The organism is Parvibaculum indicum, assembly GCF_011762095.1.
Taxonomy (GTDB): domain Bacteria; phylum Pseudomonadota; class Alphaproteobacteria; order Parvibaculales; family Parvibaculaceae; genus Parvibaculum; species Parvibaculum indicum.
In genome coordinates, this window is sequence record NZ_JAASQO010000003.1 from 37,547 (window position 1) to 58,390 (window position 20,844).

At 60.7% G+C, this 20,844-nt stretch carries 17 protein-coding genes; 12 read left to right on the top strand and 5 right to left on the bottom strand.

Features of this window, described 5'->3' with window-relative positions; all coding sequences use genetic code 11:
• Positions 1-102: 102 nt before the first annotated feature.
• Positions 103-1,302: an acyl-CoA dehydrogenase family protein gene (locus tag FHS78_RS04580; RefSeq protein ID WP_167091721.1), complete on the top strand. Its 1,200-nt coding sequence runs from the start codon at positions 103-105 to the stop codon at positions 1,300-1,302.
• Between the two features lie 54 nt (positions 1,303-1,356).
• Here the strand turns inward: FHS78_RS04580 and FHS78_RS04585 are convergent, their stop codons facing one another.
• The 4 genes from FHS78_RS04585 to FHS78_RS04600 all read right to left on the bottom strand — a co-directional run bounded on the left by FHS78_RS04585 (position 1,357) and on the right by FHS78_RS04600 (position 7,034).
• Complete coding sequence (locus FHS78_RS04585) at positions 1,357-1,560, bottom strand: hypothetical protein (RefSeq protein WP_167090881.1); 204 nt, start codon at positions 1,558-1,560, stop codon at positions 1,357-1,359.
• Positions 1,561-2,037: 477 nt separating this feature from the next.
• Entirely contained in the window at positions 2,038-3,159 is a 1,122-nt protein-coding gene (locus FHS78_RS04590) for an ABC transporter permease (protein WP_167090884.1), read from the bottom strand.
• Between the two features lie 3 nt (positions 3,160-3,162).
• Positions 3,163-5,964 (bottom strand): ribosome-associated ATPase/putative transporter RbbA, encoded by a 2,802-nt coding sequence (gene rbbA / locus FHS78_RS04595; protein WP_167090887.1) that lies wholly within the window; start codon positions 5,962-5,964, stop codon positions 3,163-3,165.
• Entirely contained in the window at positions 5,961-7,034 is a 1,074-nt protein-coding gene (locus FHS78_RS04600) for an HlyD family secretion protein (RefSeq protein ID WP_167090890.1), read from the bottom strand. Before FHS78_RS04600 ends, rbbA begins: the two co-directional genes overlap by 4 nt.
• Before the next feature lie 454 nt (positions 7,035-7,488).
• On the opposite strand from FHS78_RS04600, the gene mobA reads away from it, so the two are divergent.
• The 11 genes from mobA (at position 7,489) to cobA (ending at position 20,399) form a co-directional block, all read left to right on the top strand.
• Positions 7,489-8,106, top strand: coding sequence for a molybdenum cofactor guanylyltransferase MobA (gene mobA / locus FHS78_RS04605; protein ID WP_167090894.1), 618 nt, complete (start codon positions 7,489-7,491; stop codon positions 8,104-8,106).
• A complete protein-coding gene (gene mobB, locus FHS78_RS04610) occupies positions 8,103-8,603 on the top strand; it encodes a molybdopterin-guanine dinucleotide biosynthesis protein B (RefSeq protein WP_167090897.1) in 501 nt (166 codons plus the stop codon). The genes mobA and mobB overlap by 4 nt, the downstream gene beginning before the upstream one ends.
• Before the next feature lie 99 nt (positions 8,604-8,702).
• Positions 8,703-9,311 carry an ANTAR domain-containing response regulator gene (locus FHS78_RS04615; protein ID WP_167090901.1) on the top strand — a complete coding sequence of 203 codons (609 nt, stop codon included), beginning with the start codon at positions 8,703-8,705 and terminating at the stop codon, positions 9,309-9,311.
• Between the two features lie 293 nt (positions 9,312-9,604).
• Entirely contained in the window at positions 9,605-10,840 is a 1,236-nt protein-coding gene (locus tag FHS78_RS04620) for a hypothetical protein (RefSeq protein ID WP_167090904.1), read from the top strand.
• A 40-nt stretch (positions 10,841-10,880) separates the two neighbouring features.
• The gene (locus FHS78_RS04625) at positions 10,881-12,302 is read left to right on the top strand and encodes a CmpA/NrtA family ABC transporter substrate-binding protein (protein ID WP_167090907.1); all 1,422 of its coding nucleotides are present in this window, start codon (positions 10,881-10,883) and stop codon (positions 12,300-12,302) included.
• Between the two features lie 11 nt (positions 12,303-12,313).
• Complete coding sequence (gene ntrB, locus FHS78_RS04630) at positions 12,314-13,237, top strand: nitrate ABC transporter permease (RefSeq protein WP_167090910.1); 924 nt, start codon at positions 12,314-12,316, stop codon at positions 13,235-13,237.
• A 4-nt stretch (positions 13,238-13,241) separates the two neighbouring features.
• Complete coding sequence (locus tag FHS78_RS04635; protein ID WP_167090913.1) at positions 13,242-14,042, top strand: ABC transporter ATP-binding protein; 801 nt, start codon at positions 13,242-13,244, stop codon at positions 14,040-14,042.
• Between the two features lie 2 nt (positions 14,043-14,044).
• Positions 14,045-16,501, top strand: coding sequence for a nitrite reductase large subunit NirB (gene nirB / locus FHS78_RS04640; RefSeq protein WP_167090916.1), 2,457 nt, complete (start codon positions 14,045-14,047; stop codon positions 16,499-16,501).
• Positions 16,502-16,506: 5 nt separating this feature from the next.
• Positions 16,507-16,842, top strand: coding sequence for a nitrite reductase small subunit NirD (gene nirD, locus FHS78_RS04645; RefSeq protein WP_167090919.1), 336 nt, complete (start codon positions 16,507-16,509; stop codon positions 16,840-16,842).
• 54 nt (positions 16,843-16,896) lie between these two features.
• A complete protein-coding gene (locus FHS78_RS04650; RefSeq protein WP_167090923.1) occupies positions 16,897-19,569 on the top strand; it encodes a nitrate reductase in 2,673 nt (890 codons plus the stop codon).
• Positions 19,566-20,399: a uroporphyrinogen-III C-methyltransferase gene (gene cobA / locus FHS78_RS04655; RefSeq protein WP_167090926.1), complete on the top strand. Its 834-nt coding sequence runs from the start codon at positions 19,566-19,568 to the stop codon at positions 20,397-20,399. The genes FHS78_RS04650 and cobA overlap by 4 nt, the downstream gene beginning before the upstream one ends.
• 57 nt (positions 20,400-20,456) lie before the next feature.
• On the opposite strand, the gene FHS78_RS04660 is transcribed toward cobA, so the two are convergent.
• Positions 20,457-20,837, bottom strand: a complete 381-nt coding sequence (locus FHS78_RS04660; RefSeq protein WP_167090929.1) for a helix-turn-helix domain-containing protein — start codon at positions 20,835-20,837, stop codon at positions 20,457-20,459.
• Positions 20,838-20,844 lie beyond the last annotated feature (7 nt).

A 20,844-nucleotide genomic window follows, 5' to 3' on the forward strand; every position in this document is an offset into this window, starting at 1 on the left:
AATTTTTTGAAAGAGGCGGACAATTCGGTCTTTTGCCCGCCCGGAGAAATTCATTATAATAAAAATACAATCACCCGGATCGTCGCCGCGAAAGGTCAGCAGATGGATATCGAGCTTACGAAAGAGGACGATGCCTTTCGCGCGGAAGTCCGCCGGTTCATTTCGGAAAAACTCCCCAGGGAGCTCGCGGAGAGAGAGACAGTGGGCGCGTCTGGCGAGCGCGGGGCGCTCAGGCGCTGGCAGAAGGACCTCCACGAGAAAGGCTGGGTAGCGGTCAATTGGCCCAGGCAGTATGGCGGCACTGGATGGACGCCGATGCAGAAGCATATTTTCAACGAGGAGATGGCCGCCGCTAACGCGCCGCGTCTGTCGCCTTTCGGTCTGTCGATGGTCGGGCCGGTGATTTACACTTTCGGCAACGAAGAACAAAAGAAGCAGCATTTGCCGGGTATATTGTCGGGAGATGTTTGGTGGTGCCAAGGCTATTCGGAGCCAGGATCCGGATCGGACCTCGCCTCGCTGAGGACCAGGGCCGTGCGTCAGGGCGACCATTACATCGTCAACGGCCAGAAAATCTGGACGTCGTACGCCCACGAAGCCGATTGGATATTCTGTCTCGTGCGAACGGATGAGACCGCTAAACCGCAGGAAGGTATCTCGTTCCTTCTGATCGACATGAAGACGCCCGGCATCGAGGTGAAGCCCATCATTTCCATCGATGGCCTGCATCACTTGAACGAAGTTTTTTTCACTGACGTCAAGGTGCCGGTGACGAACCGCATCGGCGATGAAAACAAGGGCTGGACCTACGCCAAGTTCCTGCTCGTCAATGAGCGCACCGGCATTGCGGGTGTTCCCGAGTCCAAGCGCAAGATCGCGCACCTCAGAAAAATCGCCAGACAGGAAAGGCTTGGCGATGGCACGGCGCTGGCGGACGATCTGGCATTCATGACGAAGCTCTCCGAAATCGAGGTAAAGCTTACGGGGCTCGAATATACCAATCTGCGGATCGTCGCGGATGAGGTGGCGGGCCGCCCTGCGGGCCCCTCTTCTTCGACCTTGAAGATTGTCGGGACCGAAGTTCAGCAGGCGTTGTCGGAGCTTGCCGTCGAAGCAGCCGCCTTCTACGCCATGCCGTTCCAGAGGGAACATTTGATGGGAATCGCCAATGAAGCGCCCGTCGGGCCCGCCTATGCGGTGAGCGTGACAAGTGCCTATAATTTCGGTCGCGCCGCTTCGATTTATGGCGGTTCGAACGAAATCCAGCGCAATGTCATCGCAAAGGCCGTTCTGGGACTTTGACGGACCATCTAGGATGCGTCCCTTTTTTTATGTCAGTCCACCAACCCTTCAGGCTCAAGCCGCCCGCGAATAGCGCTTGAGCTGGTGATCGACATTGCCGAACTGGGTGTCGATCACGGTGAGGTGATTGTAGCGGCCGACATTGAGTTCGTCGGTCATGCCCATGTAGCCGACCACTTCGGCGGAGAACGCCGCAATCGCCCGATCGGTCGCCTTCTCGACGAGAGGAAGGCCTTTCTTTTGCGCTAAGCAGCGCATCGGTGCCGACCTTGACGTTCTCGAAGGTGATCTCCAAGGCGCGTCGCATCAGACCACCCATCGGCGCGGCAGCACCTTGAACCGCGCCGGGTTTGCCGGAGGCTCCAACTCCTGAAAAGGTGCTGGGCGCGGGCGGTTCGGAAGCCGAAATAGTCCCTGTTCCCTCGCGAAAATTCCCTGATATGCCGATTGAATTTCCCTGTTCCGGCTTTTAGGGAAATTGATGCTAAGTCACGGAAATTGCAGGGATATTTCGGCGGTGTTTGGCGCTCAGGGTGCGGATTCGGACGAAATTCCCTGTATTTTCCCTGAAAATCAGGGAATCAAGCAGAGGCAACAGGTCTGTCGACTGTCGACACCACCAGTCCTTCCCCAGCAAAACGAAGACCTTCAGACCTCTCCGCAAATTCTCCGTCGTTCCGGGGACTTGTGGCCCATTTGTGCATCGCAGAGCTTCGAGCGACCGTCGCTCCCTGCTCAGGTCATCAAGGTGATGGTGCGGCGGAATCGGGCGAGGGCGATGCCGAACAAGGCGGATCCGATGAGGACAAGGGAGACGAATTGCGGCCAGACGACGCTGAGCCCCGCCCCGCGAAAGAGGATCGATTGTGCGAGCATGACGAAATGCGTATTGGGGGCGGCCAGCATGAGATACTGCACAAACTCAGGCATGCTTTCACGCGGCGTCATGCCTCCCGACAGCATCTGGAGGGGCAGCAGAACGAGCATCAGCAGGAGACCGAATTGCGGCATGGAGCGAGCAATCGTCGCCAGAAAGATGCCCATGGAAGTCATCGCAAAAAGATGAAGCGCCGCACCGACCAGAAATAGAGGGATCGATCCCTGAACGGGGACCGACAACACGCCCTGAACGATGACCGCCAGAGAAAATGCAGAGGCGGCGAGAACCACCAGCCCCATCGCCCAGACCTTGCTTGTCATGATCTCGAAAGGCGTGATGGGCATCACAAGCAGATGCTCGACGGTGGCATGCTCTCTTTCGCGAATGAGAGCCGCGCCTGTCAGAATGATGGAGAGCATGGTGATGTTGTCGATTACCTCGACGATCGCGCCGAACCAGGATTTGTTGAGTTCGGCATTGAAACGCGATCGAACGGTCAGGTTGACGGGAACTCTCTGCACATCCTTGTAGCGTTGTATGAAGGCTCTCACCTCGTCATTGACGATTGTCTGGACATAGCCGGTCCCGTTAAGAGCCTGGGTCATCTGCGTCGCATCGATGTTCAACTGGATGGCCGGCGCCCGCCCCGCGAGCACGTCTCGCTGGAAGTCCGGAGGAATATCGAGCACGAATGTGTTGAGGCCCTCATCCATCCGCGAATCCATCTCCTTTTGCGTGATGAGCATCGGCGCAGCGAAATAAGGAGGCCTGAAAGCGTCAATGATGCGTTGCGAAAGGGGCGAGCGGTCTTCGTCGACAATGGCGATCGGCGCTCTGTTGAGCGTTTCGGGCATGGCGGTCGCGGCGGTGTATATCGCGAAAGTGAAGGCATAAACGATCAGGAACAGCATGATCGGATCGCGCGACAGGCTGCGCAGCTCCTTGACGCCGAGATGCAGTATGTTCGCCCATTGCATGAGTCAGCGCTCCTGCTTGCTCAGGAAAAGAGTGGCCAGGCCGAGCAGGACGGGGATGCTCACGACGAGCGGTATGAAGGAGGCCGACAAGTCGGAGAAGCCGAGGGCCTTGGAAAAGGTGCCGCGGGCGATCGCCAGGAAATAAGTCGTTGGATAGATCTCTCCGACTATCCGGCCCATTCCCTGCAATGAGGTGACCGGATCGGTGAGACCGGAAAAGCTGACCGCCGGCAACATGGTCAGGATGGCCGTGCCGAACAGAGCGGCTATCTGGCTCTTCATGAATGTGGAAATAAGCAGCCCAATCGCGGTGGCGCTGGTTACGTAGAGAACGGCACCGGCGAAAAGCGCGAAGAAACTCCCTTTCAGGGCAACGCCGAAAATCGTGACGGCAAGTCCGGTGAGCAGCAGGAAGCTCAGCGTCGAAAGCGCGACATATGGCAGCTGCTTGCCGAGAAGGAATTCGATCCTCGTTGTCGGCGTGACATAGAAATTGGTGATCGATCCCAGCTCTTTCTCCCGCACGATGCTGAGCGTGGCGAGTATGGCGGGAATCATCATCAGAAGGATGGGAATGACAGCCGGAACCATGGCGGTCAGGCTTTCGACATTGGGATTGTATCTGTATCGGATTTCGACACTGGCAAGACCTTGCAACGCGGCGGCCTGGCCGGATTCGCGGGCCCTGACCTGCAGCCAGTGGGCGTGCATCGCCTGTACATAGCCCTGAATGGTTTCCGCGCGGCTGGGCATGGAGCCATCGACCCAGGCTCCTATCGAGACTTCCCGGCCCCGGGCGAGATTGCGGGCGAAACCGGGCGGTATCTCAATGGCAAGACTGATATCGCCGGAGCGCATCCGCTCATCCATCTCGGCATAGCTGGAAAGGGGCGGCTTCTCGTCGAAATAGCGCGAACCTGAAATGCCCAGAGCATAGTCTCGGCTTGTCGTGGTCCGGTCGCGGTCGAGGACGGCAAAGGTCAGCCCCTCGACGTCCATCGTGATGCCGTAGCCCATGACGAACATCAGCATGGCGCTGCCGAGCAGCGCGAGAGTCAGGCGGATAGGGTCGCGCCTGAGTTCAAGCGCTTCCCGGCGCGCATAGCTGAACATGCGCCGGGGGTTGAAAAAGCGTCGGAGCCATCGGAACCGGTCGGATACCGGGGTGCCGGGGCCCGGCGAAGCAATGATGCTCTCCTCGGCCTCCTGCGCGGTTTCCGCCGGAGCCGGGCTGCTTGCCGTCGCGTCTTCCAGATAGGCGATAAACGCATCTTCCAGCGTCGCAGCGTCGCGTTGCTTCACAAGGGCGGCGGGCGTATCCGTGGCGAGCACCTTTCCCGCATGCATCAGGGAAATCCGGTCGCATCGCTGCGCTTCGTTCATGAAATGGCTTGAAATGAAGATCGTCACGCCGTCATTGCGCGACAATTCGACAAGCATTCGCCAGAATTTGTCGCGTGCGCCGGGGTCGACGCCCGAGGTCGGTTCGTCGAGGATCAGCATTTCGGGTTTGTGGATCATCGCCACGGCAAGCGAAAGGCGTTGCCTGATGCCGAGCGGCAGTTTGCCCGGCAGCATGTCGATCTGTTCGGAAAGGTCGAAACGTTCGACCATCTCGTCGACGCGCGCAGGAATATCGTCAGTAGGAACCTTAAACAATCTGGCATGAAGAACCAGATTCTGCCGCACCGTCAGTTCGGAGTAGAGGGAAAAGGACTGGGACATATATCCGACGCGGCGGCGCGTTTCGATGTCATGCGGGTCCACTTCCTTGCCGAACAGCCATGCACGCCCCTCGCTCGGGGGAAGGAGGCCCGTCAGCATTTTCATCGTCGTGGTCTTGCCGCAGCCATTCGATCCGAGAAAGCCGAATATCTCGCCGCGCCGGATACGAAAACTCGTGTGATCGACGGCTGTGAAGTCGCCGAACCGCATGGTGAGTCCCTGGGCTTCGATTGCGACTTCACCGTCTTCGTCGGCGGCTCTGGGCGGGATCTCGACCGGCCGATAGTCTTTGCGCTCTTCTTCGGGCAACAATCGGATGAAGGCGGCCTCAAGCGAGTCGGCGCCCGTATAGCTTAGAAGACCCTCGGGGGTTTCGGTCGCGAGCACCTGGCCTTTATCCATGGCGACGAGCCAGTCGAAACGGGCCGCCTCTCCCATATATGCCGTCGCGATAAGAACGCTCATGCCGGGATGGTCCGCACGGATCGTATCGATCAGCTCCCAGAACTGCTTGCGGGACAGAGGATCGACGCCGGTGGTCGGCTCGTCCAGGATGAGAAGGTCCGGGTCGTGGATGAGAGCGCAGCACAGACCGAGCTTCTGTTTCATGCCGCCGGAGAGCTTGCCGGCCGGGCGGTCGGCAAAGGGGGCCAGGCCGGTGGCCTTTGTCAGTTCTGCGATACGGCGCTTTCTCTCGCTCGCGTCATGGCCGAACAGGCGACCGAAGAAATCGATATTTTCGTAGACGGAAAGCGTCGGATAGAGGTTCTTGCCGAGCCCCTGGGGCATATAAGCGATACGCGGACATACCGCCCGGCGCTGCTCGGCATTCGTCATATCGCTGCCCAGCACGTCGAGCTCACCGCTCTGCAGGCGGCGCGCGCCGGAAATCAGGGCAAGCAAGCTCGATTTTCCGACACCGTCAGGACCGATCAGGCCGACCATCTGGCCCGACGGGATGTCGAGGCCGATGTCGAGAAGAGCATGTTTGTCGCCATATCGGAGACTTACGCCCCGCAGCCGCACCACCGTCTGCGAGGCTGGAGTGGCGTTGTTTTGCGCCGCTACCCCGTCGGTCATTCCGGTTGCCTGATCAGCAGATCAGACGGCCATGCCGCTTCCGGATCGATTTTGACATAAGCCATGCCGGGCAGGCCCGTTTTGATCTGCCGGAGGTGCCGCTTCAGCAACGCCGGATCGATACGAGCTTTGAGGCGGAAGGTGAGTTTCAGGCGCTCTTCCACCGTCTCGACCGTCTTGGGCGTGAACTGGGCAACGTCCGACACATAGGACACTTTGGCGGCGATGACATATTGCGGAGCGGCGTCCAGAACGATCCGCGCTTCCGATCCCAGCGCTACCCGGCCTGCCGATTCCGTCGGCAGAAAAAATGTCATATAGACGTCGCTGAGGTCGACCATATTCAGCACGGTGCCGCCAGCGGAGAGGACTTCGCCGGGTTGCGCAACCCTGTATTGAACGCGCCCGTCGCGCGGTGACGTAAGCGTGCTGTCGTCGATATCCGCCTGGATGCGTTGAATGGTGGCGCGCACCGCTTCGCTTGTCGAACGGGCGGCGATCACTGCCGCCTTCGCATTGCCGAGCGCGGCCTCCGCCGCGGCGACATTGGCCGTAGCGGCTCCCAGAGCTGCCTTTCCCGCCTGGAATGCCGCGCGGTCGTCGTCCAGTTTCTGTCGCGAGGCATTGCCGCGCGCAGCGAGTTTCTCTGTACGGTTGAGTTGAGCCTCGGCTGCGTCGAGTTCGGCCTGCCGTTGCAGGACCAGTGCCTTGGTCGATTCCAGTTCCGCTTCCCGCTGGCGGACCTGGCTTTGGGCGGTTTCGATGCCGATGAGCGCGCTCTGCAATTGCGCCTCGGCTTCGCGAAGCTGAGCATTGAGCACCGCTGTGTTCATTTTCGCGAGAGGCTGCCCGCGAGTGACGAAATCGCCTTCATTGACGAGAATCTCGTCGATCCGGCCCGCTGTCTTTGTCGCGATATCGATCTCGACGGCCTCAATACGGCCATTGCTGCCGGTAATGCCCTCCGGCAGGCCGTTGGGTTGCAAGGCCCACCATGCAATGAGCGCCAGAACGAGGAGCAGGGCGAGGCCGCCTGCCTTCACAAGTCGATTTTTGGATAATGCTGTCATTGATTTGAACTTGCGACCGGCTCGCACTGCATCCCGACCGTCGGGTTGAGCCGAAGCGAGGTCACCGCTTGGCGGTACTCCCAACATTGATCCACTGATTGTGAGGTGTGGACCGAGCCTCTCTCAAAGCGATTTATTCTAGGAAGACATCGTAGGAGGGAGACTTGATGTATCGCAACACCGGGCAAAGAATTTCGGGAATGATTCAGAGAGGTAAAGCGCGACCGGCGCCGGTCTCGTGGCGGTCGCCCGCCACCCGGAAAACCGGGTCATGCCGAACGGCCGGGGCGACCCCGGCGACCTCTCCGGGCCGGAAGCTATCCGCCCCTGACCGTCTCCAAAGGCCATGACGCAGGAATGTTTTTTGTTTATCTAGGGGTCGCTGCCGTAGCCATCCTTGTCCGCGGCGTCGGAAGAGGGATGGCTCACGGGTATAAAGGACATGGGAATATTCATGTTACCGCTTGGAGTGGTAGTCGCGGGCGGAAGCGCTGAGCGAATGGGCGGCGGCGAGAAACCCTTGCTGCCGCTTGGCGGCAGGCCGCTCATTGAGCATGTCGTCGAGCGGGTGAGGCCGCAGCTCTCCGAACTTGTACTCAATGTGAGAGACGAACAGTCCGATCGCTATGCTGACATCGGGGGCGGCAGTCTGCCTTTCCTGTTCGACGCATTCGGCGGGCAGGCGGGCCCGCTTGGCGGTGTGCTGGCGGGGCTTGACTGGGCGGCGACGAAAGCGGCTTCGGCCTGGCTCGCGAGCTTTCCGTCCGATACGCCCTTTCTGCCATATGATCTCGTATCGCGCCTGATGTCCGTAGCGGATGACGATGTGCCGGTCGTCGCGACGGCTGGCGGGCGAATTCAGGCTTTATGCGCTGTCTGGCCGGTCTCATGCCGTGACCGGCTCCGGAGCGGTGTTGAAGCCGGCCGTTACAAGAGCCTTTGGTGGACGCTTTCCGATTTGGGCGCGCAGGAATGCGCGTTCGATGACGAAGAGGCATTCTTCAACGTGAATACCGTTCAGGACCTCGCGCGGGCGGAGCAGCTCGCCGGACCCGGTCGAGGAGGCGCATGAACATCGTCGGCATCGTCGGATGGCGAAACAGCGGCAAGACCACGCTGATCGCCCGGTTGATCGGAATCTTCTCGGAACGGGGGATTTCAGTGTCCACGATCAAGCATGCCCATCATGCCTTCGATATCGATCATCCCGGTAAGGACAGCTTTCTCCATCGGGAGGCGGGTGCACACGAAGTCCTGGTCGCCTCCTCCCGGCGCTGGGCGTTGATGCATGAGATCGGCGAAGGCGAGGAACCCGCGCTCGAAGAACATCTTGCGCGCCTGGCGCCGGTCGATCTGGTGATTGTGGAGGGCTACAAGCGTCATCCGCATATCAAGCTCGAGGTGCGCAGGGACGGGCAGGAGGCACCGGCGCTCGCAGATGGGGATGAAGACATAGTCGCCGTTATCGCCGATTTCCCCCTGCCGGACAGCGCAATTCCCGTTCTGCCGTTAAACGACCCGCCGGCCGTTGCGCATTTCATCGCGGAATACTTCAAGCTGAATGTGTAGTCGGCCTCCGCAAGGGGCTGGCGGCGGGTGGAACGGAATTTGCTGCAATTTGCATGTTGGCCGGATATACGGCGCACATTTTCTCCGTGGAATTTCAGCATGACGGCGCAGGAGCCGGACACTTCCAGACCCCTGAAAATACTCATCATCGACAGCAATGATGAGCGCGCGGCCGTCGTGGAGTCGGGGCTGTCCGACTATGGCGATGCGCAGATTCTGCGGGTGGGGCTCCTGACGGACCTTGCGCGTCAGGTGGAGGAAATCCAGCCCGATGTGATCTTCGTCGATGTGGATTCGCCCGATCGCGATACGCTGGAAAGCATGCGCAATGTCTCCGATATCGCGCCGCGTCCCATCGTCATGTTCGTCGAGGAAAGCGAAGCCTCCCTTGCGGAGGAGGCGCTGCGCGCCGGCGTCAGCGCCTACATCGTCGATGGTCTGAGCGCCAAACGCGTAAAGCCTATCCTCGATGTCGCCATTCTTCGCTTCAAGGTCTTCCAGACGATGCGCGAGGAACTCGACCGGGCGAAATCCGACCTCGCCAGCCGCAAGACGATCGAGCGCGCCAAGGGACTGCTCATGCAGCAGCGCAACGTCACCGAGGAAGAGGCTTACAAGCTCCTTCGCACCACCGCGATGAAGGAGGGCAAGCCGATTCTGGAGATTGCCGACAATCTCATCTCCATCGCGCGATTGCTCAAGGGCTAGGCAAACTCTGTCTGAAAACTAATCAGGCAGTTCATTTTTTGTGCAATGCGGTAAGAAATTCCCTTTTAAAATCAATTGCCTATTGCGTCTTGTGCTCTATTGCATATCGTCGGCTTCAGGTTGAGCGCTCATTCGACGCGCTCCCCCGTTTCGGGCAATGGCGGTCGAGGCGGACATATCGGGCCAAGGGCGGCCCTTCCAGGCAATGGCGTCTGTGCCAGCGAGCGATCGCTGGGCAGGCGCTTTTTTTGTTTTTGGCGGTGCGAACCGCGTATGTCCGAGGTGAATGTTCCATGCGACTGAACAAGATCAGGCTCCTCTTCCCCCTAACGCTGTTCGCCATTGTCACGGCAAGCCTCTGGAGCGGCCATGCAAGCGCGGACTCGCTTGGCGAGGCCATCGACAACGGTACGCCCATCATCAATCTCCGCATGCGCTACGAGCATGTGGACCAGGACGGCTTTGCCAATGACGCCGATGCGCTGACGGGCCGGGCCCGTCTCGGTTACGAGACCGGAAGCTTCTACGGGTTCTCGTTCCTGACCGACTTCGACCTGATAACGCATTTCGGCGCGGAGGATTTCAACAGCACGGTGAACGGGCGCACGGCCTATCCCGTGGTCGCCGATCCCGACATGGGGCAGCTCAACCGGTTGCAGCTGTCCTATGCGGGGCTGCGGGATACGCATGTCGTGGTCGGACGCCAGCGCATCATCCTCGACAATGCCCGCTTCGTCGGCAATGTGGGCTGGCGGCAGAACGAGCAGACTTTCGATGCCGCGCGCCTGACCAATACGAGCCTGCCCGACACGACTATCGACTACGCCTATATCCGTCGTGTGAACCGCATTTTCGGCGCGGGTAGCGCCGCGGGCGAGTTTGAGGGCGACACGCATCTCGTCAATCTGGCGTATGACGGTATCGGCTTCGTCGATCTCACGGGCTACGCCTATCTGCTGGACCTGAACGAAGCGCCCGCCCTTTCCACGGCGACATACGGTCTTCGCGCATCGGCGCCTTTCCACCTTTCTGGGCAGGCAAGCCTGACGCTGACGGGCGAGTATGCGCATCAAACGGATTATGCGGACAACCCGCTGTCGCTCGACCTCGACTACTACCTCGCAGAGGCGAAGCTGAGCTATGGCCCTGCCGGGCTGACCGGCGGATATGAGGTGCTCGGCAGCGACGGCACGACCGGCTTTTCCACGCCGCTGGCCACGCTGCATGCCTTCAACGGCTGGGCGGACGTTTTTCTGACGACGCCGGGCAGTGGGCTGGAAGACGCCTACGCCAAGGCGTCATACGCGCTGACCGGATTGCCGGTGGGGCGCAAGCTGGTTCTGGCCGTCGCCTGGCACGACTACTCCGCCGAAGAAGGCGGTGCCGATTTCGGCAATGAAGTCGATGTGGTCGCCAATCTCGTCCTGACCGACAGCCTCTCACTCAATCTGAAATTTGCGAGCTATGACGGCGAGGGCGGTTATGCGAGCCGCGACAAGAGCTGGGTCTCGCTGACTTACGCCTACTGAACAAGTGTTCGACGAACCCGATTACCCCTCGAAGGAGCCCATGATGAAAAAGGATGACTCTTCGAAAACGCCCCGCAAGGTCGCCCGCCGAGATGTGCTGACGACCGGAGGTAAAATTCTTGGAACGGCGGCCTTGTTGAAAGCGGCAAGCGCCGTTGTGCCCGGCGGCGCTTTCGCAGCCAGCGGCGAGGTGCTTGAGAAGACCGACCTCACAATGGGCATCATTCCGCTTACGGATTGTGCGCCGCTCGTGATCGCCCATGAAAAGGGCTACTTCAGGAACCACGGCATCAACAGCCAGATCTCGAAGGAAGCGAGCTGGGCCAATATTCGCGACAAGGTGTCGATCGGCGCGCTCGACGCAGCCCATATGCTGGCAGGCATGCCGATCGCGTCGACCCTGGGTGTCGGTGCCATCAAGAAGCCGACCATCACGTCCTATTCCATGGATCTGAACGGCAACGGCATCACCGTCTCCAACGAGCTTTACGACCGGATGGTGGAGGCCGACCCGGAGGCCATGGCGGAGCGTCCCGTCTCCGCCCGCGCGCTGAAAAAGGTGATCGACGCCGACAAGGCAGCGGGCAAGCTGCCCATGACCTTCGCCATGGTGTTTCCGGTATCCACCCACAATTACGAGATTCGCTACTGGATGGCGGATGCGGGCATCGATCCCGACAAGGACGTGCGCCTCATCGTCATTCCACCGCCCCAGATGGTTGCAAACCTGCGCGCCCAGAACATTGTCGGCTATTGCGTCGGCGAGCCCTGGAACGAACGCGCCGTGATTGCCGGCATGGGCAAGACGCTTATCACCAATTACGAGATATGGAACAACAATCCGGAGAAGGTGGTCGGCGTCAATCTCGACTGGGCGGAAAAGAACCCGGAGACCCACAAGGCCATGATCCGCGCGCTGGTCGAAGCGGCCCAGTGGATGGACAAGCCGGAAAACCGCCTTGAGGTCGTGGAGATCATCTCGCGCAAATCCTATGTGAACGCGCCCGTCGATGTCGTGAAGATGTCGATGACGGGCACCTTCCGCTATGCGATCGACGAAGATCCCCGTCCGCTCCCCGACTTCAACGTCTTCTACCGCTACGCCGCGACGTTCCCCTGGAAAAGTCACGCGGCCTGGTTCATCTCGCAGATGATCCGCTGGGGACAGATCGAAGAACCGGTCGATATCCGCAAGACGGCAGGCGACGTCTACCGGCCGGACATCTATCGCGACGCCGTGAAGGATCTTGGCATCCCGGTCCCCACCATCGACTGGAAAACCGAGGGCACTCACAAGGAGCCCTGGACGCTGACCGATGCGACCGGGCCCATCCGGATGGGACGCGATGCGTTCTTCAACGGGGATGTCTACGACCCTGCGAAAATCCCCGAATACATCGACGGCTTCGACGTCAAGCATCTTGCCATGTCGATGGACGAACTTGCCAAGCTCAACTCGTAAGGAGAGAGCCGATGAAGTCTGCAGCCCTGACACTCGTCGATCCGACGGGAGAGGACCTCGTGAAAGAACCGCATGCCGGGCCGCGGCCCGTTTCCGCCGACGCCGCGTCAGCCGGAGATGGGGCGGAAGCTGCCGAGCGCGAGGGACGTGAGCGGATGGAAAACCTGTTGCGCGTCGTCCTGCTGCCGGCGGTGACATTTGCGCTCGTTCTGCTCGGCTGGACCGTCATGCAGAAGACGCTGGTTCCGGCATTTCCCGACGTACCGGCGGTCTGGAACAAGGCGGTCGAAGTTTTCTCCGACCCCTTCTATGTCTACGGACCCAACGATATGGGCATTGCCTGGCAGGTCATGTACTCGCTCGGGCGTGTGTTGGCGGGGTTCGGGGCGGCCATGGCGGTCGGCATCCCGGTAGGCTTCCTCATCGGCTCCAGCAAGACCTTCGAGCGCGCCTGGCTTCCGCTCATCAACATTCTGCGCCCGGTGAGCCCGCTCGCCTGGCTGCCTATCGGCCTGCTTATTTTTCGCGCGGTCGATCCTTCCGCCATCTTCGTGATCTTCATCACAAGCATCTGGCCGATGATCCTGAACACGGCGGCGGGTGTGAAGGCGATACCGCAGGACTATCTCAACGTCGCTCGCGTGTTGAATTTCAACCGTCGCGAGATGGTGACACGCATCTACATACCCTCGACCCTGCCCTACATGCTGACCGGGATGCAGCTGTCCCTTTCGACGGCATGGATGGTCATCGTCGCGGCTGAAATGCTCACCGGCGGTATCGGCATCGGCTTCTACATCTGGGACGAATGGAACAATCTTTCCGTGCCCTCGATCATCGTGGCCATCGTCATCATCGGTGGCGTGGGGATCGCTCTCGAGGCGGTGATGAATGCCGTTCGCCGACGCTACGACTACACCATGCAGGAGGGCTGACATCATGGACAAGCATCAGGCACAGCTTCATGTGAGCAAGCTCGGCAAGACGTTCAACACGCGCTCGGGAAGCTTCGAAGCGCTGCGCGACGTCGAGCTTTCGGTCGGAAAGGGCGAATTCGTTTCGATCATCGGCCATTCCGGGTGTGGCAAGTCCACGCTGTTGAACCTCATTGCAGGGCTGGAAGACCCGACGCTCGGAGGCGTCCTTCTCGAAGGCGAACTTGTGCAGGGGCCCGGCCCGGAACGCGCAGTCGTCTTCCAGAACCACTCGCTGCTTCCATGGCTTTCGGTCTACGAGAATGTTCGCCTGGCGGTCGACAAGGTCTTTGCGGGCAGGAAAAGCTCTGTCGAACGCGATGAGTGGACGCGCGAAATGCTGTCGCTCGTCAACATGGACCACGCCGCGAACAAGCGTCCTTCTGAAATATCCGGCGGCATGAAGCAGCGCGTCGGTATCGCCCGCGCCCTGTCCATGGAGCCGAAAGTGCTGCTGCTGGACGAACCCTTCGGAGCGCTCGACGCACTGACCCGGGCCCAGCTTCAGGACAGCGTGATGGACATTCATGCGCGCCTTGGCAACACGGTCGCCATGATCACGCATGATGTCGACGAGGCCGTTCTGCTGTCGGACCGCATCGTGATGATGAACAACGGTCCGGCTGCCGGGATCGGCATGATCCATGAAGTGAACCTGCCGCGCCCGCGCCGACGGCTCGAGCTTGGCGAGAACGCCGATTATCTCGCGGCGCGCGCCGCGGTGATGCGCTTCCTCAACGAAAACAGGATCGAGAAGGCGGCTTGACCATGAGCGAGCGAAAGAAACTGGTCGTTATCGGAAATGGCATGGCCGGTTGCCGAGCGGTGGAGGAGCTGCTCGCGCGCGCCCCGGATATCTATGACATCACCATCTTCGGCGCCGAGCCGGAGGTGAACTACAACCGGATCATGCTGTCGCCCGTGCTGGCCGGAGAAACGACCTTCGATGAAATCATCATCAACGGGCGCGATTGGTATGACGAAAACGGCATCGCGTTACGTGCCGGCGAGGAGGTCATTGCCATCGATCCTGCAGGCCGCCAGGTTCTCACCGACAAGGGTGAGCGTACCGGTTACGACCGGCTGCTGATCGCAACGGGGTCCATGCCTTTCATCATTCCTGTGCCCGGAGCGGCGCTCGACGGGGTGATCGCCTTTCGCGATATCGCGGATGTTCGCCGCATGACGGCGGCTGCCGGCAAAGGCGGCCGGGCGGTCGTTATCGGCGGCGGCCTGCTGGGGCTGGAGGCTGCCAACGGTCTCAGGACGAACGGAATGGATGTCACCGTCATCCATCTCACAGACACGTTGATGGAGCGCCAGCTCGACGAGGCGGCCGGTTTTCTGCTCCGCCGGGAGCTGGAGTCGCGCGGCATTGAAGTTCTGACAGGCGCCTCGACGGAGGAAATTCTGGGAGAGAATGTCGTCGAAGGCGTGAAACTGAAGGACGGCCGTGTGGTGCCCGCCGGTCTCGTCGTGATGGCGGCCGGAATTCGTCCCAATATCTCGCTTGCGCAGAAAGCGGGGCTTGAATGCAATCGGGGCATTCTCGTGGACGATTTCATGCAGACCTCCGATCCGTGCATCATGGCGGTCGGCGAATGCGTGGAACATCGCGGACAGGTTTATGGACTGGTTGCGCCCATATGGGACATGTGCCGCGCCGCGGCCGACACGCTCGCCGCCGTCGACAGCGACGGATATGGCGGTTCGGTCACCAGTACGAAGCTCAAGGTGACCGGTGTCGATGTTTTCTCGGCAGGCGATTTCGCGCCTGGCGACGACCGCGACGACATCGTCTATCGCGATGCGGCGCGAGGCATATACAAGCGTATCGTTATCTTCGATGACCGGATCATCGGCGCGGTTCTCTATGGCGATACGCAGGATGGCAACTGGTATTTCCAGCTGCTGAAGGATGCCGAGGATATTTCGGAGAGCCGCGAGACGCTCATCTTCGGACCGGCCTTTGCAGGAGGCGCGACCGCGGACCCTAACGCGGCCGTTGCGGCCCTCGCCGACACGGGCGAGATCTGCGGCTGCAACGGCATTTGCAAGGGGGAAATCGTCGGCGCCATCCACGAAAAGGGGTTGACCTCGCTCGCCGAGGTACGCGCCCACACCAAGGCATCTGCATCCTGCGGATCCTGCACGGGGCTCGTCGAGCAGCTTTTGTCTCTCACGCTCGGCGATACCTATAACCCGGCGGCGGTGGAGCAGGTTTGCGGCTGCACCGAGCTGGGGCATGACGATGTCCGCCGCCTGATAAAGGCGAAAGAGCTGAAAACCATTCCCGAAGTCATGCAGGAACTGGAATGGAAGACGCCCGACGGGTGTGCCAAATGCCGGCCCGCCCTCAACTACTACCTTGTCTGCGACTGGCCGGAGGAATATGCGGACGACTACCAGTCGCGCTTCATCAATGAGCGAGTCCACGCCAATATTCAGAAGGATGGCACCTATTCGATCGTGCCGCGCATGTGGGGCGGCATGACGAGTTCTACGGAACTGCGCGCCATCGCCGATGTGGTGGACAAGTTCGATATTCCCGCCGTGAAGGTGACCGGCGGTCAGCGTATCGACATGCTGGGCATTCGGAAGGAAGACCTGCCGGCTGTCTGGGCCGATCTCGGAAAGGCGGGTTTCGTGTCCGGTCATGCCTATGCCAAAGGTCTCCGGACGGTGAAGACCTGCGTCGGCACGGACTGGTGCCGCTTCGGTACGCAGGACTCCACCGGTCTTGGCGTGCGCATCGAAAAATTCATGTGGGGATCCTGGACGCCTGCCAAGGTGAAGATGGCCGTCTCGGGCTGTCCGCGTAACTGTGCGGAAGCGACCTGCAAGGATGTCGGCATTATTTGCGTCGATTCCGGCTTTGAGATCCATTTCGCGGGGGCTGCCGGTCTGGAAATTCAGGGAACCGAGAAACTCGGCCTGGTCGCGACCGAAGAAGACGCGCTGGAGCATGTCGTGGCGCTGGTCCAGATGTACCGGGAGCAGGCCCGTTATCTGGAGCGCATCTATAAATGGGCAAAGCGCGTCGGTTACAACGAAATTCGCCGCCAGATCATGGAAGACGGCGAGCGTCGCAGGGCCTATTTCGACCGCTTTGTCTTCTCCCAGAAATTCGCCCAGGTCGATCCCTGGTCCGAGCGCGTGTCGGGCAAGGACAAGCACGAGTTCAGGCCCATGGCGGATATCGGTTTTCCCCGAGCGGCGGAGTGAAGGCGATGAGAAACTGGATCGAAATCGGCAACCTCTCCGATATTCCCTTGCGGGGCGCACGCTGCCTGGAAACGCCTGCCGGCCGGATCGCCGTCTTCCGCACGGCGGCGGACGAGGTTTATGCCATCGAGGATCGCTGCCCCCACAAGGGCGGACCTCTCAGCCAGGGCATCGTACACGGCACGGGCGTGACGTGCCCCCTGCACAATTGGGTGATGTCGCTGGAGACGGGCGAAGCCCTCGGTGCGGATGAAGGAGCTGTGCGCACTTTCGATCTGAAACGCGACGGCGATCGCATTTTCATCGACGCTGCGGCGACGGCGGTCGCAGCGGCCGAATAGGCGGGGAGGTGTCGGCGAGGCAATCGATGCTTGTTTCGCGTCAGGCCAACGACAATGACAAAAAGCGCCCCGACAAAAACCGGTTCGACGAAAACCACTTGTCCCTATTGCGGTGTTGGCTGCGGGGTTTCCGCGCAACGGGCAACCGGACGGCAGGCGGTGATCGCGGGAGATGACACGCATCCGGCCAATTACGGGCGCCTTTGCTCCAAGGGGAGCATGCTGGGCGAGACGATCGGTATGGAGAAAAGACTTCTCCATCCGGTCCATCGGGGAAAACGTATCGGCTGGTGCGAGGCGCTTGACGAAATGGCCAGGCGTTTTTCCGATACGATTGAACGTCACGGGCCGGATGCGGTTGCCTTCTATGTCTCCGGGCAGCTCCTCACCGAAGATTACTATGTCGCCAACAAGCTGATGAAGGGGTTCATCGGCAGCGGCAATATCGACACGAATTCGCGTCTGTGTATGTCGTCCGCCGTGGCAGGCCACAAACGCGCTTTCGGCGAGGATGTCGTTCCCGGATGCTACGAGGATTTCGAAGAAGCCGATCTCGTCGTGCTGGTCGGCTCCAATACGGCCTGGTGCCATCCGATCCTCTATCGCCGCTTGCTTGAAGCGAAAGAGAAGCGGGGAACGCGCATTGTTGTGATCGATCCGCGGCGCACGGCCACTTGCGACGATGCCGACCTGCATCTTGCCGTCTCGCCGGGTGCCGATCTTGCCTTGTTCAATACGTTGTTCTGCGAACTCCACGCGCGCGGTGCCGCGGATACCGCCTTCGTGTCGGCGCATACGGAAGGTCTGGACGATGCGCTTGCCATGGCCGCGACCGGTCGTGGATCGCTTGCATCGGCGGCCGGGGCTTGCGGTCTCGATGAAAACGACCTGGAGACATTCATCCGCTGGTTTGCTGAAACGGAACGTACCGTCACGCTGTTCTCGCAAGGTATCAACCAGTCCGAAAAGGGCGTCGATCAGGTCAATGCCATCATCAACTGTCATTTGCTGACGGGGCGTGTGGGCCGGCCCGGTATGGGCCCCTTTTCGATGACGGGTCAGCCCAATGCGATGGGCGGGCGCGAGGTGGGAGGGCTTGCAGGTCAGCTCGCCGCGCATCTGGAATTCTCCGGCGAGGCCTGCGACCTGCTCTCCCGCTTCTGGGGGACGGACAGGCTCACGACAAAGCCGGGGCGCAAGGCGGTCGATATGTTCGATGCCATGGCGGACGGAAAGATCAAGGCCGTCTGGATCATGGCAACCAATCCGGCGGTGAGCCTGCCCGATTCGAACCGCGTCCGCGCCGCCCTTGAGCGATGCGAATTCGTGGTGTTGTCCGATTGCGTGGAAGGAACGGACACAGCGATCTATGCCGACATGCTTCTGCCGGCGGCGGCCTGGGGAGAAAAGAACGGTACGGTGACGAACTCCGAACGCCGTATCTCGCGTCAGCGCGCTTTTCTGGACAGGCCGGGCGAAGCGCGGCCCGACTGGTGGATGGTGAGCGAGCTCGCGCGGCGCATGGGCTTTGCCGACGCGTTTTCCTATGACGGCCCGGCGGATATTTTCCGCGAACATGCGGCGCTTTCCGCTTTCGAAAACAATGGAAGCCGCGTCTTCGACATCGGGGCCCTCGCCGGTCTTTCGGAGGAAGATTACGACGCACTGCAACCGGTGCAATGGCCCATCCGGCGGAACGCTGCGGGGTCGGCGCGCCTTTTCGGCCTCGGTGAATTTCCTACTGCGACAGGCAGGGCGAAGTTTGTCGGGACTCCTGTGTCTGCTTCCTCACCGGATCGGAATTTCCCGCTTGTGCTGAACAGCGGTCGTATTCGCGATCAATGGCACACCATGACGCGAACCGGCTTGTCGGTAACGCTGAGCGCAAACGAGCTGGAGCCCTTCGTCGAAATTCATCCCGATGACGCCCGTGCGCGCAATATCGGCGATGGACACCTCGTCCGGCTGGAAACGGAACAGGGGCAAGCGGTTGCCCGCGCGCGCATCGCGCCCGGTCAGCGCCGTGGCTCGCTGTTCATGCCCATTCATTGGTCGGACATGAACAGCGCTGCCGGAGCAGTTGGGCGTCTCGTGCATCCGCTGACGGATCCGGTCTCCGGCCAGCCCGCATTCAAGAATACGAACGTGCGCCTCGGCCCGCTGGAGCCTGTATGGCATGCCTTCTTCCTGACCCGCACCGAGATCGCGACAGCCGGGTTCGGCTATTGGACGCGCCGCAGGATAGAGGCGGGGTATCTCTATGAACTGGCCGGGCTGTCTGATGGCGAGCGTTCTCCCGAAATGGATGCGCTGGCGGGCCCGCCGCTCGAGGGCGACGAAGTGATTGAAATGCGCGACGATACGCTCGGATCGCTCCGCACCGCTCGCTTGAATCAAGGCAGGCTGATGTCCTGCCTGATGCTGTCGGGAAACGGACGGCTCCCCTCGCGCGATTGGCTGGCAGGCTTGTTTGCGTCCGGTGTATTGGACGACGAAATGCGCCGGGCGCTTCTTTCCGGGCAATCCGCGAGCGGCAAGCCGCAAGGTCCCGTCGTCTGCGCCTGCATGGGCGTTCGTGCCGATACGATCGTCGATGCCATCGCCGAACACGCACTCACCAATGTGAAGGAAGTGGGCGAATGCACGGGCGCGGGAACGAATTGCGGATCGTGCCGGGCGGACATCCGAAAACTGATCGACGAACGGCAGAGAGAGGAAGCGGCATGAGCGCTATCCGTCGACGCGAAGCACAGGTTTCCTTTGTCGGCGCTGGACCCGGCGATCCCGAATTGCTGACGATCCGCGCCCTGCAAAGACTTCAGTCTGCGCGGGTGGTTTTACATGACGCTCTGGTGCCGCGGGAGATACTCGGCCTTGTCCCGCCGGATGTTCGCCTGATCAGTGTCGGCAAGCGCGCGGGAAGGCATTCCATGCCGCAGGATCGTATCAACACCCTGTTGGTCAGGCTGGCACGGCGAGGCCACCGTCTGGTCCGGCTCAAGGGCGGCGATCCCGCGATATTCGGACGCCTCGCGGAGGAGGTCTCGGCGCTGAAAGAGGCTGGCGTGAGCTATGAGGTCGTCCCCGGCATTACCGCGGCATCCGCCGCTGCCGCCGCTACCGGCATTTCTCTCACCCTGCGCGGCAAGGCGCGGCGTGTGCAGTTCGTGACGGGGCATGCGGAGGACGGCAGCGATTTCGATCCCGTCGCATCGGGCCTTTGCGACCCGCATGTCACCAGCGCGATTTACATGGCGCGCAAGGCAGCGCCGAAAATCCAGGCCGGACTGCTTTCCGCGGGGTGGTCCGGAGAAGCGCAGGCACTCATCGTCGGGAATGCAGGGCGCGCGGACGAGGTTCAGATACGCACAAGGCTGGATGCTCTTTCCCGGAGTTTGGCCGCGCTGCCGCGCGAGACGGCCGTCATTCTTCTCCTGGGGGCGGCTATTCGAGGGGAAACAAGAGAGCGGGCGAAGCCCCTGAACGTGCCGACAGCAGTCCATTGTCCGTTTGAGAATATGACCGTTCCCGGCCGGTCTCGTGTGAAAATCCCCTGAAATTAAGGGAACCGGACAGAGGCAACTGGTCTGCCGCCTGTCGACACCGCCGGCCCCTCACGCCAGCGCCTTGCGGAAGATCTCGATTGCGTTGTCGAAGAAATCTTCCAGGCGGCTTTTGAGGTCCGGCGACAGGGCGATCAGCTTGGCGCGTCCGTCGCTTGGATCGGGCAGTTCGACGATGAGCCCTTTGGCGACCGCGTTGTCGAGATACTTCTTCGCGGTCTGCGGGCTGAGATGGCGCATGAGAAGGAGGGCCTCCTGTTTACGCACCGGCGTTTCGGCGGCCCAGAGGCCGGTATAGAGGTCCGAATAGTTGATATCCAATATGTCCTTGTCCTGAAGGAAGCGGACCCATGAGCCGTCCATGGCGTTCAGGGCCTGGACGAATTTGTGGCGCTGCCGATGGCGTTCGTCCGGTTTTGCGGATCTCTTCATGTGTCAC

Bases quoted from the DNA above. Each gene is read 5' to 3' on its own strand.
- FHS78_RS04650 (WP_167090923.1), top strand. From the start codon at position 16,897: ATGACAAAAAGCGCCCCGACAAAAACCGGTTCGACGAAAACCACTTGT.
- nirD (WP_167090919.1), top strand. From the start codon at position 16,507: ATGAGAAACTGGATCGAAATCGGCAACCTCTCCGATATTCCCTTGCGG.
- FHS78_RS04635 (WP_167090913.1), top strand. From the start codon at position 13,242: ATGGACAAGCATCAGGCACAGCTTCATGTGAGCAAGCTCGGCAAGACG.
- cobA (WP_167090926.1), top strand. From the start codon at position 19,566: ATGAGCGCTATCCGTCGACGCGAAGCACAGGTTTCCTTTGTCGGCGCT.
- FHS78_RS04625 (WP_167090907.1), top strand. From the start codon at position 10,881: ATGATGAAAAAGGATGACTCTTCGAAAACGCCCCGCAAGGTCGCCCGC.
- mobA (WP_167090894.1), top strand. From the start codon at position 7,489: ATGTTACCGCTTGGAGTGGTAGTCGCGGGCGGAAGCGCTGAGCGAATG.
- FHS78_RS04590 (WP_167090884.1), bottom strand. From the start codon at position 3,159: ATGCAATGGGCGAACATACTGCATCTCGGCGTCAAGGAGCTGCGCAGC.
- FHS78_RS04580 (WP_167091721.1), top strand. From the start codon at position 103: ATGGATATCGAGCTTACGAAAGAGGACGATGCCTTTCGCGCGGAAGTC.
- nirB (WP_167090916.1), top strand. From the start codon at position 14,045: ATGAGCGAGCGAAAGAAACTGGTCGTTATCGGAAATGGCATGGCCGGT.
- ntrB (WP_167090910.1), top strand. From the start codon at position 12,314: ATGAAGTCTGCAGCCCTGACACTCGTCGATCCGACGGGAGAGGACCTC.
- FHS78_RS04615 (WP_167090901.1), top strand. From the start codon at position 8,703: ATGACGGCGCAGGAGCCGGACACTTCCAGACCCCTGAAAATACTCATC.
- mobB (WP_167090897.1), top strand. From the start codon at position 8,103: ATGAACATCGTCGGCATCGTCGGATGGCGAAACAGCGGCAAGACCACG.
- FHS78_RS04600 (WP_167090890.1), bottom strand. From the start codon at position 7,034: ATGACAGCATTATCCAAAAATCGACTTGTGAAGGCAGGCGGCCTCGCC.
- rbbA (WP_167090887.1), bottom strand. From the start codon at position 5,964: ATGACCGACGGGGTAGCGGCGCAAAACAACGCCACTCCAGCCTCGCAG.
- FHS78_RS04585 (WP_167090881.1), bottom strand. From the start codon at position 1,560: ATGCGCTGCTTAGCGCAAAAGAAAGGCCTTCCTCTCGTCGAGAAGGCG.
- FHS78_RS04660 (WP_167090929.1), bottom strand. From the start codon at position 20,837: ATGAAGAGATCCGCAAAACCGGACGAACGCCATCGGCAGCGCCACAAA.
- FHS78_RS04620 (WP_167090904.1), top strand. From the start codon at position 9,605: ATGCGACTGAACAAGATCAGGCTCCTCTTCCCCCTAACGCTGTTCGCC.